Annotated in this window: 14 protein-coding genes and 1 riboswitch; of the genes, 5 read left to right on the top strand and 9 right to left on the bottom strand. The window is 72.8% G+C overall.

What is annotated here, in order from left to right; translation table 11 throughout:
* The first annotated feature begins 64 nt into the window (after positions 1–64).
* Positions 65–1090: a DNA-directed RNA polymerase subunit alpha gene (locus tag E4198_RS09725; RefSeq protein ID WP_136182819.1), complete on the top strand. Its 1026-nt coding sequence runs from the start codon at positions 65–67 to the stop codon at positions 1088–1090.
* 274 nt (positions 1091–1364) lie between these two features.
* A complete protein-coding gene (rplQ, locus tag E4198_RS09720; protein ID WP_027763373.1) occupies positions 1365–1874 on the top strand; it encodes a 50S ribosomal protein L17 in 510 nt (169 codons plus the stop codon).
* Positions 1875–1952: 78 nt separating this feature from the next.
* On the opposite strand, the gene E4198_RS09715 is transcribed toward rplQ, so the two are convergent.
* Positions 1953–3476, bottom strand: coding sequence for an FAD-dependent oxidoreductase (locus E4198_RS09715; RefSeq protein WP_136182818.1), 1524 nt, complete (start codon positions 3474–3476; stop codon positions 1953–1955).
* A gap of 8 nt (positions 3477–3484) precedes the next feature.
* Positions 3485–4420, bottom strand: coding sequence for a diiron oxygenase (locus E4198_RS09710; protein ID WP_210732915.1), 936 nt, complete (start codon positions 4418–4420; stop codon positions 3485–3487).
* A 133-nt stretch (positions 4421–4553) separates the two neighbouring features.
* Between E4198_RS09710 and truA the strand changes: the two genes are divergently transcribed.
* The gene (truA, locus tag E4198_RS09705) at positions 4554–5411 is read left to right on the top strand and encodes a tRNA pseudouridine(38-40) synthase TruA (RefSeq protein WP_136182816.1); all 858 of its coding nucleotides are present in this window, start codon (positions 4554–4556) and stop codon (positions 5409–5411) included.
* A gap of 100 nt (positions 5412–5511) precedes the next feature.
* Here truA and E4198_RS09700 read toward each other — a convergent pair whose 3' ends face one another.
* The 3 genes from E4198_RS09700 to E4198_RS09690 all read right to left on the bottom strand — a co-directional run bounded on the left by E4198_RS09700 (position 5512) and on the right by E4198_RS09690 (position 8798).
* Positions 5512–6849: a lytic transglycosylase domain-containing protein gene (locus E4198_RS09700; protein WP_136182815.1), complete on the bottom strand. Its 1338-nt coding sequence runs from the start codon at positions 6847–6849 to the stop codon at positions 5512–5514.
* A gap of 5 nt (positions 6850–6854) precedes the next feature.
* A complete protein-coding gene (locus tag E4198_RS09695) occupies positions 6855–7196 on the bottom strand; it encodes a hypothetical protein (protein WP_136182814.1) in 342 nt (113 codons plus the stop codon).
* A 262-nt stretch (positions 7197–7458) separates the two neighbouring features.
* Positions 7459–7585, bottom strand: a riboswitch (cobalamin riboswitch).
* Between the two features lie 145 nt (positions 7586–7730).
* Positions 7731–8798 (bottom strand): polysaccharide deacetylase family protein, encoded by a 1068-nt coding sequence (locus E4198_RS09690; protein WP_136182813.1) that lies wholly within the window; start codon positions 8796–8798, stop codon positions 7731–7733.
* A gap of 147 nt (positions 8799–8945) precedes the next feature.
* Between E4198_RS09690 and E4198_RS09685 the strand changes: the two genes are divergently transcribed.
* Entirely contained in the window at positions 8946–10571 is a 1626-nt protein-coding gene (locus E4198_RS09685) for a putative glycoside hydrolase (protein WP_247597617.1), read from the top strand.
* On the opposite strand, the gene E4198_RS09680 is transcribed toward E4198_RS09685, so the two are convergent.
* The 3 genes from E4198_RS09680 to E4198_RS25390 all read right to left on the bottom strand — a co-directional run bounded on the left by E4198_RS09680 (position 10555) and on the right by E4198_RS25390 (position 17111).
* Positions 10555–13488, bottom strand: a complete 2934-nt coding sequence (locus E4198_RS09680) for a LuxR family transcriptional regulator (RefSeq protein ID WP_210732801.1) — start codon at positions 13486–13488, stop codon at positions 10555–10557. The genes E4198_RS09685 and E4198_RS09680 overlap by 17 nt on opposite strands.
* A 297-nt stretch (positions 13489–13785) precedes the next feature.
* Complete coding sequence (locus E4198_RS09675) at positions 13786–15321, bottom strand: S8 family peptidase (protein WP_136182811.1); 1536 nt, start codon at positions 15319–15321, stop codon at positions 13786–13788.
* A gap of 155 nt (positions 15322–15476) precedes the next feature.
* Positions 15477–17111 carry a M28 family peptidase gene (locus E4198_RS25390; protein ID WP_247597616.1) on the bottom strand — a complete coding sequence of 545 codons (1635 nt, stop codon included), beginning with the start codon at positions 17109–17111 and terminating at the stop codon, positions 15477–15479.
* 378 nt (positions 17112–17489) lie between these two features.
* Here E4198_RS25390 and E4198_RS09665 point away from each other — a divergent pair, with 378 nt between their 5' ends.
* A complete protein-coding gene (locus tag E4198_RS09665) occupies positions 17490–18302 on the top strand; it encodes a hypothetical protein (protein WP_168711408.1) in 813 nt (270 codons plus the stop codon).
* Between the two features lie 66 nt (positions 18303–18368).
* Here the strand turns inward: E4198_RS09665 and E4198_RS09660 are convergent, their stop codons facing one another.
* The gene (locus E4198_RS09660) at positions 18369–19220 is read right to left on the bottom strand and encodes a hypothetical protein (protein ID WP_247597615.1); all 852 of its coding nucleotides are present in this window, start codon (positions 19218–19220) and stop codon (positions 18369–18371) included.
* Between the last annotated feature and the right edge of the window lies 1 nt (position 19221).

Below are 19221 nucleotides of genomic sequence, written 5' to 3'. Positions count from 1 at the left end.
TACCGCCCGTACCCTGTCAGTACGGCATCAAATAGCGGTTGCCGCAGACTGGAGGCACACACCCATGCTGATCGCTCAGCGCCCCTCACTGACCGAAGAGGTCGTCGACGAGTTCCGCTCCCGGTTCGTCATCGAGCCGCTGGAGCCGGGCTTCGGCTACACCCTCGGCAACTCCCTTCGTCGCACGCTCCTCTCCTCGATCCCCGGTGCCGCCGTGACGAGCATCCGGATCGACGGCGTCCTGCACGAGTTCACCACCGTGCCGGGGGTCAAGGAGGACGTCACTGACCTCATCCTCAACATCAAGAGCCTCGTCGTCTCCTCCGAGCACGACGAGCCGGTCGTGATGTACCTGCGCAAGCAGGGCCCGGGCGTCGTCACCGCCGCCGACATCGCGCCGCCGGCCGGTGTCGAGGTGCACAACCCCGACCTGGTGCTCGCCACGCTGAACGGCAAGGGCAAGCTCGAGATGGAGCTGACCGTCGAGCGCGGTCGCGGCTACGTCTCCGCCGTCCAGAACAAGCAGGTGGGCCAGGAGATCGGCCGCATCCCGGTCGACTCCATCTACTCGCCCGTCATGAAGGTCACCTACAAGGTCGAGGCGACCCGAGTCGAGCAGCGCACCGACTTCGACAAGCTGATCGTCGACGTCGAGACCAAGCAGGCCATGCGCCCGCGTGACGCGATGGCCTCGGCCGGCAAGACCCTGGTCGAGCTGTTCGGGCTGGCCCGCGAGCTCAACGTCGACGCCGAGGGCATCGACATGGGCCCGTCGCCGACGGACGCGGCCCTGGCGGCGGACCTCGCGCTCCCGATCGAGGAGCTCGAGCTCACCGTCCGTTCCTACAACTGCCTCAAGCGCGAGGGCATCCACTCCGTGGGCGAGCTCGTCGCGCGTTCCGAGGCGGACCTGCTCGACATCCGCAACTTCGGTGCGAAGTCGATCGACGAGGTCAAGGCGAAGCTGGCCGGCATGGGCCTGGCCCTCAAGGACAGCCCGCCCGGATTCGACCCGACCGCCGCGGCGGACGCCTTCGGCGCCGACGACGACGGCGGCGACCCGGGCTTCGTGGAGACCGAGCAGTACTGAGCCAGCCGGAAACGGCAGGCAGGCAAGCCGACAGCGGACCGTCCCGGCGTCCACGGACGCCGGGACCGGCCCGAGAGCGGCGAGCGGGCGGCACGCGCTGCGGCCGCCCGCAGCACGACTTCCGGCCTCCGGGCCGGGTGGCCGGCCGGTTCGCACCGGCCGGCTCCGGGGCGGCGGTACGCCGACCGTCCCGGGCCCGTGCGGACGGCCCGTCCGTACGGACCCCTGACACCGGTACCTGACACGGCCGGTGCAGTAACCAAGGAGAATCACCATGCCGAAGCCCACCAAGGGTGCCCGTCTGGGCGGCAGCGCCGCGCACCAGAAGGCCATGCTGGCGAACCTCGCCACTGACCTCTTCGAGCACGGCCGCATCACCACCACCGAGGCGAAGGCCCGCCGCCTGCGCCCGGTCGCGGAGCGTCTGATCACCAAGGCGAAGAAGGGTGACCTTCACAACCGCCGCCAGGTCATGCGCACGGTCCTGGACAAGGGTGTCGTCCACACGCTCTTCACCGAGATCGGTCCCCGCTACGAGAACCGTCCGGGTGGCTACACCCGCATCACCAAGATCGGCAACCGCCGCGGCGACAACGCCCCGATGGCGGTCATCGAGCTGGTGGAGGCCCTCACCGTGCAGCAGAAGGCTGTCGGCGAGGCCGAGGCGGCGACGAAACGGTCCGTGAAGGAGGCCGACGAGAAGAAGGCCGCCGACGCGGAGAAGGTCGACGTCACCAAGGACGAGGCTGCCGACGAGGCCGCCGAGGAGTCCAAGGACGCCTGACGCGACCCGCAGCTGCGAACGGGCCCGCACCCCTCGGGGGTGCGGGCCCGTTCCCTGTGCGGCGGGGCCGGGGAGACCTCACCGTCGGCGACGGCGGCGGGCCAGACGGGTGAACGCACGCAGGGAGCGTTCGGGCGGGGGAAGCGCACCGGCGACCGCGTCGGCCAGCAGCGTCCCCACGGTCTCCGCCGCGCACGCGCGGTTCGCCCCGATCCCCCCGGACGGTCCCCGCTTGATCCATCCCACCACGTAGGTGCCCGGACGGCCGGGTACGCGGCCGCCCTCGTGCGGCACCGTTCCGGTGACCTCGTCGAAGGGGAGCCCGGCGACCGGCCTCCCCCGGTGGCCGACCGCCCGGAGGACCGCGCCGGCGGGGAGCTCCACGTCACCGTGCGGGCCCGAGACACGGACCGCGCGCACCGCTCCGCCCGCGCCGCAGACCTCCACCGGCGCCGAGTGGAAGCGGAGGACGATGCGCCGCGCGTCGCCGGCCGGGGGCCGCGTCCAGTCCACGGCCTCCCGCGTCATGCCGCGCAGCACGCCTGCCGTGCCGTGCGTCCCGGCGGCCGCGTCGACCGCCGCGCCCACCCTGGGGTCGTGGGCGTCCAGGACCAGGTCCACGCCCGGCAAGTGCCGCAGCGCGGCCAGCTCCGAACGGGTGTACGCCGCGTCCTCGGGTCCGCGCCGTCCGAGCACGACCACCTCCCGCACGCGGCTGCGCCGGAGCGCGGCCAGCGCGTGACCGGCGATCTCGGTGGCGGCCAGCTGCTCCGGTTCGCTGGCGAGGATGCGGGCGACGTCGAGCGCCACGTTGCCGTTGCCGATGACCACGACGCGCTCGGCGGACAAGTCGACGGCGTCCGGGGCCACGTCCGGGTGGCCGTTGTACCAGGAGACGAAGGTGGTCGCCGGGATGCTGCCGTCGAGGTCCTCGCCGGGGATGCCGACCCGGCGGTCGGCGGAGGCGCCCACGGCCCAGACGACTGCGTCGTGGTGGGCGGCGAGTTCGTCCGCGGTGACGTCCCGGCCGGCTTCCAGGCCCAGGTGCAGCCGCACGCGGGGGTGGGTGTGGAGCCGAGCGAAGGACGCGCCGATCCTGCGGGTGGAGAGGTGGTCGGGTGCCACGCCGTACCGCACGAGGCCGCCGGCCGTGGGCAGCCGGTCGATCAGCGTGACCTCGGCGGGCGTGTGCAGCAGCAGGTCCTCCGCGGCGTACATGCCCGCAGGCCCGGTGCCGACCACGGCCACCCGCAGCGGCCCGAAGTCGGACGGCAAGGTGCGGTCGAACGTCGGCCGGCCCCAGGCGTGGAAGACGGGGCCGTGGTCGGCTCTCTCGCCGGGGGAGGCGGCGCCCGCGAAGTACGCGGCGTTGATGTCGGCGTACTCCTGCTGCGCCGGAGGCAGCCGGTCCACGGGGAAGACCGCCTCCACCGGGCAGGCGTCCGCGCAGGCACCGCAGTCGATGCAGGTCCGCGGGTCGATGTGCAGCATCTCGGTGCTGCCAAAGGCCCGTTCCTGCGGCGTCGGGCGGATGCAGTTGACCGGGCAGACGGCCACGCAGGTGGCGTCGTTGCAGCAGGTCTGGGTGATCGCGTAGGCCATGGGTTTGCTCAGATGAGGTGGGCGCGCCGGTAGAAGACCAGCGCCGGCTTGGTGAGCAGACCGCAGGAGGAGAGGAACTCCATCAGGCCCGAGCAGCTGGAGCGCATCATCGCCTTGTGGTGCTCGTTTGCCTTCGCCTCGCGGACCGCCCGCTGCTCGTCGAGGCCGGCGTTCGCGTAGACCCCGGGGTGCACCATGCTGGTGACGATCACGTACGCGGCGACCGCGATGACGAAGGCGTGGATCGTGCGGCGGGTGCGGCCGGTGCGCGCGAGGTGCCGGCGGGTCTCGTCCCGGGCGAACTTCATGTGCCGGGACTCCTCGACGACGTGGATGTTGTTGATGGTGCGTACGAACGGCACGACCCGTTCGTCGCGCATCCAGTCGCGCTGCATCACGTCGAGGACCTCTTCGGCGACGAGGATCGCGGCGTACGCGGCCTCGCCGAAGGCGACGGTCTTGAAGGCGCGGCCGAGTTCGACGGCGACGCGGTGCGGGCGGTAGGCGGGGGCGCGCAGCTTCTTCGCGCCGCGGGCGAACATGAGGGAGTGGCGGCACTCGTCGGCGATCTCGGTGAGCGCCCACTGCACCGTCTCGTCCGTCGGGTCCTTGGCGTAGATGTCCCGGAGCACCATCTGCTGGAGGATCATCTCGAACCATATGCCGGTGCTGGCCACCGACGCGGCCTCCTGCCGGGTCAGCTCCTTGCGTTGCGCCTCGGTCAGTTCGTTCCAGTACGGCGTCCCGTAGAGCGTGCTCCACTCGGGGCTGGCGCCGTGGAAGTCCTCGTCGAGGGGCGTCTCCCAGTCGACCTCGGTGGCCGGGTCGTAGGAGAGCCGGGCGGAGGAGTCGAGCAGCCGCTGCGCGAGGCGGTCCTCGCGGGGCCGTGCGTCGGCTCCGTTCTCCGGCCGAACGGTGCTGCCTGCCTTGCTGGGCTCCCTGATGCGCGTCGTCGTGATCCGCCGTGGCTTGTTGACGGCCTGTATAGCAAGAACTCCCGGCGATGCCTACCCTCGAGTAAGGAACGGGCGCGGAGGGCCGTCACGCGCGCCGGGGCGTGGTGAGAGGATCGAGTGCGTGAGCGACGACGTGGAGCCCGGCCTCGTCCGGGTACGGCTCGACCTGAGCTACGACGGCAAGGACTTCTCCGGCTGGGCCCGCCAGAAGGGCGGGCAGCGCACCGTCCAGCAGGAGATCGAGGACGCGCTGCGCGTCGTGCTGCGCCTGGACGCCGCACCACCGCTCACCGTCGCGGGCCGCACCGACGCGGGCGTCCACGCCCGCGGCCAGGTCGCCCACGTCGACCTTCCCGCCCACCTCTGGGCCGAGCAGGGCGGCCAACTGCTGCGCCGCCTCGCCGGACGGCTGCCCATGGACGTCCGCGTGCACCGGGTCGCCGAGGCGCCGCCCCACTTCGACGCGCGCTTCTCCGCGATCTGGCGGCGCTACGCCTACCGCGTCTGCGACCATCCCGGGGGCGTCGACCCGCTGCGCCGCGGCCACGTGCTCTGGCACAACTGGCCCCTGGACCTCGACGCGATGAACGCCGCCGCCGACGCGCTGCTCGGCGAACACGACTTCGCCGCCTACTGCAAGAAGCGCGAGGGCGCCACCACCATCCGCACCCTACGGCGGCTGCACTGGGTCCGGCACCGCGACGGCGTCCTGGAGGCGACCGTCCTGGCGGACGCGTTCTGCCACAACATGGTCCGGTCGCTGGTCGGCGCGATGCTGTTCGTCGGCGACGGCCACCGGCCCTCCGAATGGCCCGGCAAGGTCCTTGCGGCGGGCGTCCGCGACTCCGCCGTGCACGTCGTCCGCCCGCACGGCCTCACCCTCGAGGAGGTCGGTTACCCCGCGGACGCCGACCTCGCCGCCCGCAACGCCGCCTCCCGCAACAAGCGCACGCTGCCGGGAGCCTCCGGCTGCTGCTGACCGGAGGTGTGCCGGCGAACTCCACGAGATCCACCGCCGATCCGTCGGCCGTGCGGCCCGACGGGGCCGTCCCGGCGGCTGCCAAGCCCCCCGGCGCCGGTCAGCGGAGCGGCGCCGTCGCCTCGTCCAGCCGGGCGTCGAAGCGGCGCGCGTAGGCCTGGGCGTCGTCGCTCTGCCAGTAGGGTCCGCCGTTGTACCGCGCGGCGAGCTCCTGCATCTGCGCACGTGTCATCTGCTCGGCCGGCACGTCCGCGAAGCCGCTCTCCGCCTTCATCTGCGCGAGGTACTCGGAGGCGATGAAGACGTTCTGCGCCGGGTCCTTGATCGCCTCCTCGACGCGCGCCCGCTGGTGGTCGGTGAGGTGGTGCGGGTCGTAGCCGAGGACTTCGGCGCCTCGCCGGACCTGCACGGCGAGCGGCCCCATCGACGTGTGGTCGGCCTCCCCGGTCCCGGGCACGAGCTGCCGTACCTCGTCGGCCACGTCGTCCACCACCGCCGGCGCGCCCCCGACCTCCTGCCACGCGATGCCCGCGACCATCTCGGGCGGCAGCCCGGAGTGGTGGGCGGCAGCCCTGATCAGCGCGCTGTTGGCGTCGACGTAGCCCCGGAGGGTCTCTTCCGAGTCCGAGGGCAGGAGGTAGCTGATGCCCTTCGCGTCGGGGTGTTCCGCCGCCAGTGACCGGATGCGCTCCAGCTTCTCGTTCACGACGAGCGCGTCGCTGAGGGACGGGATCGCGTCGGCCTTGACGCCGGTGCCGGGAAGTTGCGCGTGGGGGTCGTCCGCGGCCTGCCGCGTCTCCTCCCGGAGGAGGCCGAGGCTGCCCAGGATCTCGGCGGAGTCGCCGGAGCCGCCACGGAACTCGGGGAGCGAGGCGTACGCCGTCCGCAGCTCGGCGAGGCAGCGGCTTCGTGCCTCCGACTCGACGCGCTGCGCGTCCCCGTAGGCGTCGTTCGCCTGCTGGTAGTGGCGTTCGGCGTCCTCCCGGATCGCGTCGACGTCGACGCCGAACTCGCCGATCCGGTCCAGCAGACCGGAGGAGTCGCGCAGGTCCTCCCACTCCCGCATCGGGCTCTCCGCACCGGTCAGACGCGTGAGCAGAGTCGCCTCCCGTGCAACAACCTCGGCCAGCTTCCGTTCGGAGAACTCGCCGTCGTCGAAGTGGCGTTGCGCCGTCGTCACGGCCTCGGCGTAGTCGGCCAGCGCCTGCCAGGCTTTGCGGAAACCGGCGGACAGGCCGTCCACGAGCTGCTTCGCCTCGTCCAGGCGCTTCACGTACTGCTGCTGCGACGTGCTGACCCAGTCGACGCGGCCGGCCTTGAGGAAGGCGTCGTCCGTCGAGTCGGCGAGCCGGTGCAGCCGCGCGAACTCGTCGGCGTTGCGCTCGATGAGCGCCGGGTTGGCGTCGGCGAGGAACGCGACGTCGGCTCGGTGGGCCATCGCGGTCACCTGTCCTGGGGGTCGACGAGCCGCCCGGACTGCAGGACGCCGTCCAGGGCCCGCTGGGAGTCCTCGTCGGCGCGGGCGTAGGCGTGGCCCGTCGCCTCGAGCTTCGTCGCGAGGGCGGCCAGCAGCAGGACGGCGTCGGCGTACTGGTCGCGGGCGAACGTCGCGAACCGGTGCACGGACTGAGCCACCTCGGGATGCGACCGCGGCACCCGGCACATCGTCGCGTTCTCGCCGTCCATCCGTCCGGCGTGGAGCAGTCCCGCGACCTCGAGGAGCAGGTGTGAACTGCCGTCGATGGATGCGGCGCTCGCCGAGAACTCGCCCCCGTGCGTCGTCATGCGTCTCCCCGTTCCGTACCCCTGCGTGGCGCGCCGACCAGTGTAGGCAGCGGCCGAGCGGGGGACGCGCGGAAATTTCACGTACGGTCCGTTGTCACCGCATACGTCTCCGCCGGATCCTCACCTCAGCGTGCGTCGCCGGGCAGCGCCGCCGCCGATTCGGGTTCCGTGGCACGGCGGGGCGGAGTGAAGGTGTCCCGGGCATGCTGCCCACACTCCCCTCCGGGGAAGTCCGCCCCGGTTCGTCGAGGGGCGACCGCGGGAGTCTCCTGGCTCTCGGGTCACTGCTCGTCCCGGCCTTCCCGCCCGCCGGGGGCAGTGGCCTGTTCGGGATCCGCTCGCCGGTCACAGTGGCGGGACCTCGCCGGATTCACACCGGCTTCCTCGTTCCGCCGTCGCCTTGTCGCCGGACATCGTCGCACACTCGGCTGCGCGCGCCGGGGGCCTCCACGGGAGCCGGGGCGTTCAGCCGGGGGAGCGAGGAAGCCCGTGTCCGGGGCGGGTTCGCCCCTTCGGGTGGGGGGGCCGGACGAGTCAGTACGGCTGGGCGCGGTTCTCGAAGGGGGCGGCGAGGGAGGGCTTGCGGTCGGCGGGGAAGGAGACGCGGTCCGGGTCGCCGTCGGAGGTGTAGCGGGCGACGGTGCCGTCCGCGAGCTTGTCGAGCCAGGCGGCGGAGGCGAATTTCGCGTCGGGGCCGTCCGGGCCCTGGGAGCGGATGCGGGGGATCGCCGCCGGGTCGAAGTCCGAGGAGAAGGGGGACGGCGCGGGGTTGGCGCCGACCAGGTAGACTCCGGCGTGCCGGTAGTCGGTGCCGCCGGAGGAGCCCTCGACGGCGAGCCCGGCGGCGGACGGCATCGAGCCGTTGGGCAGGGCGAGGGAGTCCACGGTGACGTCGTCCGGGAGGGCGTCGGTGATGGCCTTCTGGTTGCGGGCGACGGCGCGCTGGACCTCGGAGCCGGAGACCGTGCCGAGGGTGGTGTGCCGCAGGGTGTGGTTCCCGATCTCGAAGCCGTGGTCGTGCAGCCAGCCCAGCGTGCGCTGCCCACCGGGTTCGGCGAACGGGTCGCCGTTGACGAAGAAGGTGGCGACCGGGCGGAAGTCCGGGTGCTTCTCCGCGACGTCGCGGAGGACGGCGACGGCGGTGTCCCGTTCGGGCTTCCCGGCGGCGTCGAGCGCGAGCTGGCTGACGGTGGAGTCGTCGAAGGTGAGGACGACGGGGTGGGTGCCCGCAGGGATGTCGATGCGGCCGCCGGTCAGTTCGCGGGCCGTGACCGGAACGTAGTCCTCGCGGGCGAGGCGTTCCAGCTCGGCCTCGAAGTCCTCGGGCGTGCGGTCGTAGATGCTCTGCGGATCGTCGACGATCTGGTGGTACATCAGCACCGGTACGGCGCCGAGTTCGTCAGCGTCGACGGCGGCCGGGTCGGGCGCGGAGGGGGACGGCGACGGGCTGTCCCGTTCGCCGCCGGCCGTGTCCGCCGCACCCGGCGCGCGTTCCGCTTTCCGGTCCTCCGGCTCGTCCGATGAGGTGCTCCCGGCGCATCCCGCGAGGGTCAGGAGCGCGGCCGCGGCTGCCGCCGCGCCGAGCCGGAGTGGACGAACCATGATTGGCCTCCTGCCGCGCCAGGGAAGTATGAAGAGACGACAGTGGCATTGTTGCCGGGAGTCGAGTGGTCGAATCGTCCGAGGCGGCAGCCCTGTTCAGGCTGACGTCACGTCAGACACGACCTCCCGAACGGCAGGTGATCGCGCGTGCAGACCAGTCCACCCGGAGCGGGAAGGCGCAGGAGCTTCGTCCAGGTCCTCGGCCGCCGACGTCTCGCGATCCTCGCCGTCATGCTGGTGGTGGTCGGCTGCGCGGGCCTGGCCGCCGTCGCGTTCCGGTCCGTACCGCCCCAGATACGCGTGGCGGGCCTGGAGAACGGTGGTGTGCTGAACGGCGCGGAGACGAAGAACGGCCGCCTGGAGCTGGTCGCGCGGGGCGGCACGTCGCTGGACGGCCTCACCGTCTCTCTCGACGGCGAGCCCGCGAAGACCCGTCGGGACGGCGACCGCCTGCTCGTCGAGACGCCCGGGCTGGACGACGGCGCGCACGAACTGACCGTCGCCGCCAACGGGAACCTCGGCTTCACGCAGACCACCCGGCGCTCCTTCACCGTCGACACCACCGCGCCGCGCCTGACCATCGAGAAGGCGCAGGCCGAGTCGCTGCGCGCGCCAGCGACCATCCGCGGACACGTCGAGGGCGCGCGGACGGTCACTGTCGGCGGGGCAGAGGTGAAGGTCGGCGACGACGGCGCGTTCTCCCACCGCCTCGCCGAACCCGCCCCCGAGGTCGAGGTCCGCGCGGTCGACGAGGGCGGTAACGAGACGGCCGAGAACGCCACGGTTCTGGTGCCCTACCCCGACACCCGGGCGGTGCACATCACGGCCATCGGCTGGACGTCGAAGGCCCTGCGCGATCCCATCCTGAAGATGGCCGAGGAGGGGCGGATCAACGCCGTCCAGCTCGACATCAAGGACGAGGACGGCGAGATCGGCTACGACTCGCAGGTCCCGCTGGCGCGGAAGATCGGAGCCGCCAAGGGCTACTACGACGCGAAGAAGGCCCTCCGCGAACTCCACGAGCGGGACGTGCGCGTGGTGGGCCGCATCGTCGCCTTCCGCGACCCGATCCTGGCGAGGGCGTCCTGGAGGTCCGGTGCCCGCGAGCGCGTGGTGCAGGACGCGAACGGCGCCCCGTACGGCGGTGGCGGGCACTACGGGAAGCTGTCGTTCACCAATTTCGCGAACGAGGAGGTCCGCGAGTACAACATGGACCTCGCCGTGGAGGCCGCCGAACTCGGCTTCGACGACATCCTGTACGACTACGTGCGCCGCCCCGACGGCCGGATGAGCGGCTTCACCTTCCCCGGGCTCGGCGACCGGAGGCCGACGGAGAGGATCGCCTCCTTCATGGCCGAGACCCGTGAACGGGTGCGCCCCGAGGGCGCGTTCCTCGGCGCCTGCGTCTTCGGGGTGGCGGCCACCCGCCCGACGGAGATCGCGCAGGACATCCCGGCCATGGCCGAGCACTCCGACTACATCGCGCCCATGGTCTACCCCTCGCACTGGGCGGCCGGCGAGTACGGCGTGTCCAACCCCAACGCCGACCCGTACAAGATCGTGAAGCGGTCGCTGGCGGACTTCGAGAAGCAGGCGAAGGGCAGCGGCGCCGTGATTGTGCCGTGGCTCCAGGACTTCTCGCTCGGCGTCGCCTACGGCGACGACGAGGTGGCGGCGCAGGTGAAGGCGGCCCGTGACAACGGGATGGACTCCTTCATCCTCTGGAACGCCGGAGCCCGCTACCACGCAGGGGGACTCACTCCGAGGAGGTGACGCCGGCGTCCGCACGTCCCGCACCCGAGCGCAGCCACGTGCCGAGCTGGGTGCGGGACCGGATGCCGACCTTGCGGTAGATGCGGGTCAGCGACGCCTCGATGGTCTTGACGCTCAGGAACATCCGCGCCGCCACCTCCTGGTTGGTCGCCCCCTCGCCCACCAGGGCCGCGATGCGGGCCTCGTTGTCCGTCAGCACGCGGCGCTGCGCCGGGGCACGGTCCTCGTGGGCCCCCGTGCCCTGCCGGGCGGGAGGCGTGCCCGCACCGAGCCGGTCGAGGCTGCGCCCCGCCTGCTCCGCCCACGGCCGGGCACCGCACTCGGTGAACAACTCCAGCGCCTCCGCCACGGCGGCCCGGGCGGCGGCGTGCCGGCGCCGCCGGCGGTGGACACGGGCACGTTCCAGCAGGCAGTGACCACGCTCCAGGGGCTGGCCCAGCTCCTCGAACCGCCGCGCCGCGCCCCCCAGCAGCTCCAGTGCCGTGTCCGCGTCGCCGCGCGCAGCACGGACGGCGGCCTCGGCACGGTCGAGCTGTGCGGTGACGCCCACCCCACGGGCGCGGGAGCCCACGGCCGCCCGGGCGGCGCGGATCACCTCTTCGGCCCGTTCGGTCTCGCCCAGCGCCGCCAGCCCGGACGCCAGGTCGCCGTGCCAGCGCAGCGCCAACGGCGAGCACACGCCCTGCCCCCGCTCCAGGGCCTCGATGCGCAGCAGCGTCTTCACGCCGCCCCGCACGTCGCCGCCGCGCATCCGTGCCTGGCCCAGCACATGCAGGTGGCGGCCGCGGTATATGGCGTCCCGTTCTTGCGTGGAGGCCCGCAGCCCGCTCTCCGCGTACGCCACGGCGCGTTCGATGCTGCCGCCGGCGAGTTCGGCGACGGCAGCGTCCCACCAGGCGGGCCCCGGGCTGAGCGACGCCTCCTCGGTGATCCGCACCGCGCGGTCGGCGAAGTCCAGGGCGTCCCGGCAGCGGCCCGTCCGCACCGACACCTCGGCCAGGCTGCGCAGCACCTGCACCACCTCCTCGCCCGACCCGCGCTCCACCAGCGCCAGCATGCGCAGCAGTTCCTCGCGGGCCTCGGCCAGCCGGTCCTCGAACACCGCGAAGCGGGCGGCGACGAACCGGGGGGACGCGTGCAGCCAGCCGTTCAGCGGCGGTTCGGGCAGGCGCAGCGCGCGGTCGAGCACCGCCCGGTGGTCGTCGCGGCCCGTGATCACCGACACGGTCGCCCGGACGCCGAGTGCCATCGCCTCGGTGGTGGTGTCGCCCGCGGCGCGGGCGTGCTCGGCCGCGGCGTCGGCCTCCCGCCCGCTGCGTTCGGGGCGGCCGTCGACCAGCGCCGACCAGGAGATCCGCAGCCGCAGCGGGCCCATCAGCGCGGGGTCCCCGTCGGCGTCCAGCAGCGCGGCGGCGAACACCTCGTCCATCTCGGACAGCCCCTGCCCGGACAGGTCCAGCAGCGCGATCCGCACCCGGGTGCGCTGTGCCCGCGAGGCGTCCGCGGCGAGCACGGCGTCGGCGGCGCGGTGCACCAGCGCGGGCAGCGCCGCCGAGGCGCCCGCCTCGGCGGCGGCGACCAGCCACTCCAGGCGGGCGCTCTGCCCGGCCGGTTCGGCGGGCGTACGGTCGGCCGCGAGCAGGTACAGCTCGGCCGCCATCCGGTGCGAGCCCTGCCGGGCGGCGGCCTCGGCGGCGGTCACCAGTGAACGGACCAGCGCGGCGTCCGGGCCCGGCGCGGCGAGCGCGCGGTGCCGTACCCGGCCGGCGGCGTCGGGGACCACGGTGGCCAGCGCGGTGTGCACCTCCGCGCGGTGCGCCGCGGCGGCGTGCTCGGCGAGCACCGTGCCGACCGCCGGGGGCGTGAAGCGGACGGTGCCGCCCTCGGCGACGAGCAGCCCGGCCGCGGCGGCGAGCCGGATGTCGTGCTCGGCCTCGGCGCGCCCGGCGCGGCGCAGCAGGTCGACGGTCGGATGGGTGGTGAACGCCGCGGTGAGCAGCGTCTCCCGGGAGCGGTCGGGCAGCGTGGCCAGTCGTTCGCTGATCATGTCGTGCACGCGCTGCGGCAGCGGTGCGGGCCGCCAGTGGCGGGGGATGCGGTCGGTGAACGCCCCCGCCAGGGCGAGCGCGAGGTAGGGATTGCCGCCGGAGTCGGCGTGCAGGGTGTTCGCGACGCGGGCGGGGAGGCCGTACTGGGCGAAGAGTTCGGCGAGTTCGTCGGGTGCGAGCGGCGGCAGCGGGACGACGACGGAGGCGGGGGTGGGAGTCCAGGTGGCGCTGCCGCCGTCACCCGCGGCCAGGCCCTCCGGCCACCGGCCGGCGGTGACGGCCCGTACGCCGAGCCCGGTGAGGCGGCGGGCCGCGTAACGCAGGGCGTCCACGGTCGGGCCGTCCAGCCACTGCGCGTCGTCGACCACGAGCAGCACCGGACGGTCGGCGGCACACCGGCCGAGCAGGCCGCGCCAGGCGAGGCGGCACACGGACTGGCTCTGTCCGCCGGCGCCGGTGGTCTGCCGGTCGCGCAGCAACACCCCGTACAGGGCGGAGCGTTGGGGCTCGGGGAGAGCGGCGAGCAGGCCGACGGGAACCTGGCCGAGGAGGTCGGCCAGGCCGGCGTAGGGCAGCCAGCGTTCCGTCTCCGCGCCGGAGGCGCGCAGCACCAGTTCGCCGCGGGCGGTGGCGGAGGCCGCGACGGCTTCCAGCACGGTGGACCTGCCGATGCCGCTGGGGCCGGTCAGGACGGCGCTGCCGCCGGCGGCGACGCGGGCTTCGAGCGCGGCGAGCAGGGCGGTGCGGCCCGCGGGTGGGTGGTGTGGGCCGGTCCGGGTGGTCCGGGTGGTCCGGGTGGTCCGGGTGGTCCGGGTGGTCCGGGTGGTCCGGGTGGTCTGGTGGGTGGTGTCGGCGGCGTGGTCGGTCAACGGGCTCCCCCTCCAGCACGAGCGGGACGGCGCGCTGAGGTTAACCATCCGGTTTCCGGGACTCAATGCCCGTTCATCGAAATATTGCGCTTCGCCCGCTGCCGGGGTGTGCGGCGCCGCGCTGACCTGGAGGGGCGGGGAGGGGTTATCACCGGATGCCATCACCTGCGCGGGGGTGTGGGTCGGGCCGGGACCGGCAGCCCGGCGCTTCCGGTGCGGTGTGGCGGGACGTGCGCAGGGCGCCGGCGCGCGAGGGAGCGCGCGCCGACGCCCTGCGTTCAGGGGTGGGTCACCGGGTCACGGTGTCTCGTATCCCAGGGTGTAGCTTCCGGAGCCGCTGTAGGCGTGGACCTCGTAGCGGTAGTAGCCGGAGGAGCCGTTGTACTCGATGTTCTCGTCGGGGCCGGCGCTGGTGGAGCTGTCGACGTCGGCCCAGTTCCAGCCGTTCCACTTCTGGAGGTAGAGGTCGAAGTCGGTGCCGTCGGGGCCGTCGAGGCAGGCGGTGTGGGTGCCGGCGGGGGCCTGGAAGTAGCTGCCGTCGGGCTGGATCGCGCTGCCGCCGCTGCTCAGCGTGCCGTTCTTGGTCTTGGCGTAGTCCGAGCAGGCGCCCGGCTCGGGGTCGGGCGGGGTGCCGTCGCCCACCACGCGCAGGAGGCGGTTGGGGGAGCCGCTGCCGGCGCCGGATACCACACCGGTGGTGGCGTTCTGCACCAGGTAGTCGCGCACCTGCTGGGGCGACCAGGACGGGTTGGCACCGACGGCCAGCACCGCCGCGCCCGCGACGTGCGGGGACGCCATGGACGTGCCGCTGATGGAGTTGGTGTCGGTGTCGCTGCCGATCCAGGCGGAGGTGATGTCGCTGCCCGGCGCGAAGATGTCGAGGCAGGAGCCGTAGTTGGAGAAGTACGACCGGCTGTCGTTGATCGTCGTGGCGCCCACGGTGATCGCCTCGGGCACCCGGTTCGGGGAGCCGGTGCAGGCGTTCTGGCTGCTGTTGCCCGCGGCGACGGCGTAGGTGATCCCGGAGGCGATGGAGCGCTGCACCGCGTCGTCCAGCGCGGGGGAGTTGCCGCCGCCGAGGCTCATGTTGGCGACGGACGGACCGGAGGCGTTCTGGGTGACCCAGTCGACGCCGTCGATGACGCCGGCGTTGGTGCCGCTGCCGTCGCAGCCGAGGACCTTCACGGCCACCAGGTCGGCCTCCTTGGCGACGCCGAAGTCGTCGCCCGCGGTGGTGCCGGCGACATGGGTGCCGTGGCCGTTGCAGTCGGTGTTCTGGCCGTCTCCGGTGGAGTTGTAGCCCCAGGTCGCCCGGCCGCCGAAGTCCTCGTGGGAGACGCGGATGCCGGTGTCGATGATGAAGGCGGTCACCCCGGAGGACGTGTCCGGGTAGCTGTAGCTGTCGTCCAGCGGCAGTTGCGCCTGGTCGATCCTGTCCAGGCCCCAGGACGGCGGGTTGCTCTGCGTGCCGGTGGCCTCGACACGCTGATCGGCCTCGACGTAGGCGACGCCCGGGGCGGCGGCGATGGCGCGGGCGGCCTTCTCGTCGCCCTTCAGGGCGAAGCCGTCGAGCGCGGTGGAGAAGGTGCGCGTCACCTTGCCGCCGTGCTGGTCGGTGAGCTGCTCGGCCCGGTCGACGACCGAGGGGTTGCCGTCCAGGACGACGATGTAGCGGCCCTCGACGCGGTCGGGGCTGTTCGCGGCTCGGATCTCGCCCTCGGCCGCCTGAGCGGGGGCGGCCAGGGCGCCGGCCGCGAACAGGGCGGTCAGGGACGCCGCGAGCAGCCCGCGTCTCGCGCGGGGCTGGGGTGCGGGGTGGTTTCTGTGCAGCATGCTTCCTCACTCGGATGTGTGGGGTCGGGCCGTGCGGGGGGCACGGCCCGCGAGATCGTGCTGCGTTGCCGTCGTGCGGTGGTGCGGTGGTGCGGTGGTGCGGTGGTGCGGTGGGGGGTGCGGCCGGGCCCTCGTCACCGGGCCCGGCCGTCCGGTCAGGGGGTGTTCCAGCCGAGGCTGTAGGAGCCCGAGCCGCTGTAGGCGTGGACCTCGTAGCGGTAGTAGCCGGAGGAGCCGTTGTACTCGATGTTCTCGTCGGGGCCGGCGCTGGTGGAGCTGTCGACGTCGGCCCAGTTCCAGCCGTTCCACTTCTGGAGGTAGAGGTCGAAGTCGGTGCCGTCGGGGCCGTCGAGGCAGGCGGTGTGGGTGCCGGCGGGGGCCTGGAAGTAGCTGCCGTCGGGCTGGATCGCGCTGCCGCCGCTGCTCAGCGTGCCGTTCGCGCCGTTCTCGGCGGAGCATGCGGAGGTGCCGTTCACGGTGAGGGCGTAGCCGGCGCTGGTGGTGGACTCGCTTCCGTCGCCGGTGACGGTGACCGTGGCGCTCGACGAGGGCGCGTCGTCGGCGGCGGTGAGGGTCAGCGTCGAGGACTCGCCGGAGGTGACGGTGGCGGGGGAGAAGCTCGCGGTGACGCCGTCGGGCAGGCCCTGCGCGGAGAGCGCCACCGTCTGTGCGCTGCCCCGTGTGGTGGCGGTCGCCACGGTGGTGGTCGCCGACGCGCCGGCCTCGAGGGTGCCGGAGGCGGGCGACAGGGAGATGCTGAAGTCGTTCGCGGTCCGCTGTCCGCCGACCGTCCACATCGCATAGGCGACGGCGTCGGCGTTGCGGTTCAGCACGGTGTCGTCGATGTTGCCGAGGTCGTCGCAACTGCGGTGGTAGCACGGGTCGTACGCCTGTCCTGCGGTGCCGCCCCACATGCTCGCCTCGGACTGCGTCTTGCGTCCCTCCGCCCCGGTGAACGTGCCGCCTGCCGGGATGCCGACCCGGATGAACGGTCCGTAGTCGCTCCGGCCGTCGAAGTCGGTGCCGCGGGTGGGGACGTCGATCGTGGCGAAATACTCCTCCAGCACGTTCTCCAGGTGCGCGGAGCCGTCCGGTCCGGGCCCGGAGCCGGTCCCGTCTGAGTTGTCGCCGTCGTAGACGAAATAGCCGCCGTTGGACGAGCCGATCATGTCGAAGTTGTAGTAGCCGGCGATCTTCTGGCGCTCGGCTGACGACAGGGTGTCCACATAGTGCTCGGAGCCGACCAGCCCCAGCTCCTCGGCGCCCCACCAGGCGAACCGCAGGTGCTTGTCCGGCTGGTGGTCCTGACGCGCGACTTCGAGCGCGACCTCAAGGATGCCCGCCGACCCGGTGCCGTTGTCGTTGATGCCGGACCCTGCGCTCACGCTGTCCAGGTGGGCGCCCGCCATGAGCACCTGCTCCGGGTCGCCGCCCGGCCAGTCGGCTATCAGGTTGTAGCCGGTCTCGCCGAAGTAGCTGAACGTCTGGAGGGTGGTGTCGTAGCCGGCGGCGTCCAGCTTCCCGCGGACGTAGTCCACGGACGCCTGGTAACCCGGCTCGCCGTGTGCACGGTTCCCGCCGTTGGCGTCGGCGATGCTCTGGAACTCGTTCAGGTGCGACTTGACGTTCGCGAGCGAGATGTCCGGCACGGCCGCGGTGGCCGTGACCTCCCCGGCGCCCGGCGCGGCACTGGGGGCGTCGGCCTGCGCGGCTCCTCCGGCGAATGCGGCGCCGGACACCGACAGGGCGAGAACCGCCACCGACGCGGCCACGCGTCTGAGCTTGGGCATCCCGGCCCTCCTTCCTCTCCACCCCTGCAAGGCCACGAGCAGGGAGCGGGGTCGCCGTGACCCCGTGGGTGAGCATCGGAAAGATGCGGAAGAAGTGAAATCGGGGAAATCCCTTGTCGTGCCGGGGGGTTGGCCGGGGCCGGGGTGTGGTCCGGCTGGGCGGGGGTGTCGCGGGGCGGCCAACCGCCCCGACCACTGCCCGGATCGCTTGCAGGAACGTGCGGTTGGCGGGGCGGAGTTCGAGCAGAGGCGAAGTGGAGGAGACGCGATGAGTTCGTGACGGCTCATCTGTTCAGATGTCGGACATGGGGACTTGTGGGGAGGCAGGGCGTGCTCGAAAATCGCCCTTTCAACGGTGATCTGTGGAGAGATGACGAAGTGCAGAAGAACGTGCGCCGAACGACCCCGACGGCTGCCGCGGCTGTTGCCGCGCTCGCGGCACTGGTGCTGACCGGGTGCGGAGGCGCCTCGGAGGCCGCCGACGATGCGAAGCCGGGCGACGAGAAGAAGACGGAGGCGCCCGCCGCTCCCGCCATGTCCCAGGGCGACCTGGAGAAGCTGGCGCTGGCGGAGGGCGACGTCGAGGGCTTCACCGTCGAGAAGGGCGCGGCCGACGACGTGATGCCGCCACCGAAGGGGGCGAAGGCCGAGCCCGCCGAGTGCGGGCCGTACGCCGACCTGTTCATGAAGACGGCTCCCGGCGAGCCCGGCCCGGCGGTGCTCCGCACCGTTTCGGAGAAGCAGGAGACGCCCGCCCTCGACGGTGACGGCGACCTCGACATGGACGAACTCGAGGCGTTCGAGGACGCGATGGACGACGCGTTCGACGTGCAGGTGGTGCGGGTGGGCGTCGCCGGGTACGGCGGCGACGGTGCCGCCGACGCGATGAAGGAGCTCCGGGACTGGACCGGCGCGTGTCAGGGCGGCTTCGCCGTGGGTCCGCAGAAGCAGGGTGTCACCGACGTGGTGCCGGACGCCCCCGCACGGGGCACCGACGAGGCGACGACGTTCACGGTGACGGTCGACACCGAGGGCAAGAAGATCCCGATGTCCAGGTTCGCCGTCTACCGGGACGGTGACACGGTCGTCACGTTCATGGCGATGAACGGCGCCGCGCTGCTCGGCGAGGGCGGCGGGGACTGGGGAGTCCCGGAGGCCGTGGTCGAGGCGCAGCTCGGCAAGCTCGGCTGATCCGGCGGTCGTGCGATGTCGCCCCGCACCCGGTGCGGGGTGGCCGCACGCTTCCGCCGGCCGGGCTCAGTCCGCGGAGGCGTCGGCGGCGGCCTGGCGTTCGCCGCGGTCGATGAGGCGGGAGTAGCCGTAGTTGGAGCCGTCGACGGCCACCTGCTTGGCGGGCTCGTCGTCGTCGCCGGCGGGCTTGCCGTCGGTGTGGCCGGAGATGGTGAACAGGGCGTACCGGCCGAGCGAGTTGACGGTGGTACGGCAGACGACCGTGCGGCAGTACGTGGGCACGTCGCCGCCGGACAGGGACTCGACATTCGGCTCGTAGCCGGACTTGACGGCGGAGGCGTCCTTCTCGGAGTCGAAGACCGCGATGCCCAGGGTGAAGGCCAGCCCGTCGCGGACGAAGGTGGCGCGGAACATCTCCCGGCAGTCGTTCTTCTCCAGCACCGAGCCGAGACCGCCCTGGGCGGAGGCGGTGCACTTCTTCGTGGAGTCGACGGCCTCGCGGGTGTACTCGCGGCCGTTGACGGTGATCGTCGTGTCCGGGAAGAGCGTGCCCGTGTCGATGGGTGCCTTGTCCTTCTCCGGGTTCTTCAGGTAGTCCTGCGGCGGAGCGGGCGGCAGCTCCTTCTCGAAGGTGGGCTCCGGCTGCGGAGGGCTCGACGGCAGGTCCTCCGGCGTGGGGAGGGACTGCGACGGCTTGTCCTCCGGGTCGCCGTTCTCGCTGACCACGGCCACCGCGACGACGCCCGCGACCGCGACCGTCGCCAGGGCGCCGCCGCCGATCATCAGCCAGCGCCGTTTGCTGGCGCGCTTGCGCTCCGACTCCTCGGCGAGCGCGGCCCAGTCCGGCGTGGATCCCCCCGAACCTCCCGGACTCCCGGCTCCGCCGCGCCCGAACGGATCACCCTGGCTGAAACTCATG

It is taken from the genome of Streptomyces sp. RKND-216, from assembly GCF_004795255.1.
In the GTDB taxonomy this organism is placed as follows: domain Bacteria; phylum Actinomycetota; class Actinomycetes; order Streptomycetales; family Streptomycetaceae; genus Streptomyces; species Streptomyces hazeniae.
This window is presented reverse-complemented; position numbering and strand designations above follow the sequence as displayed.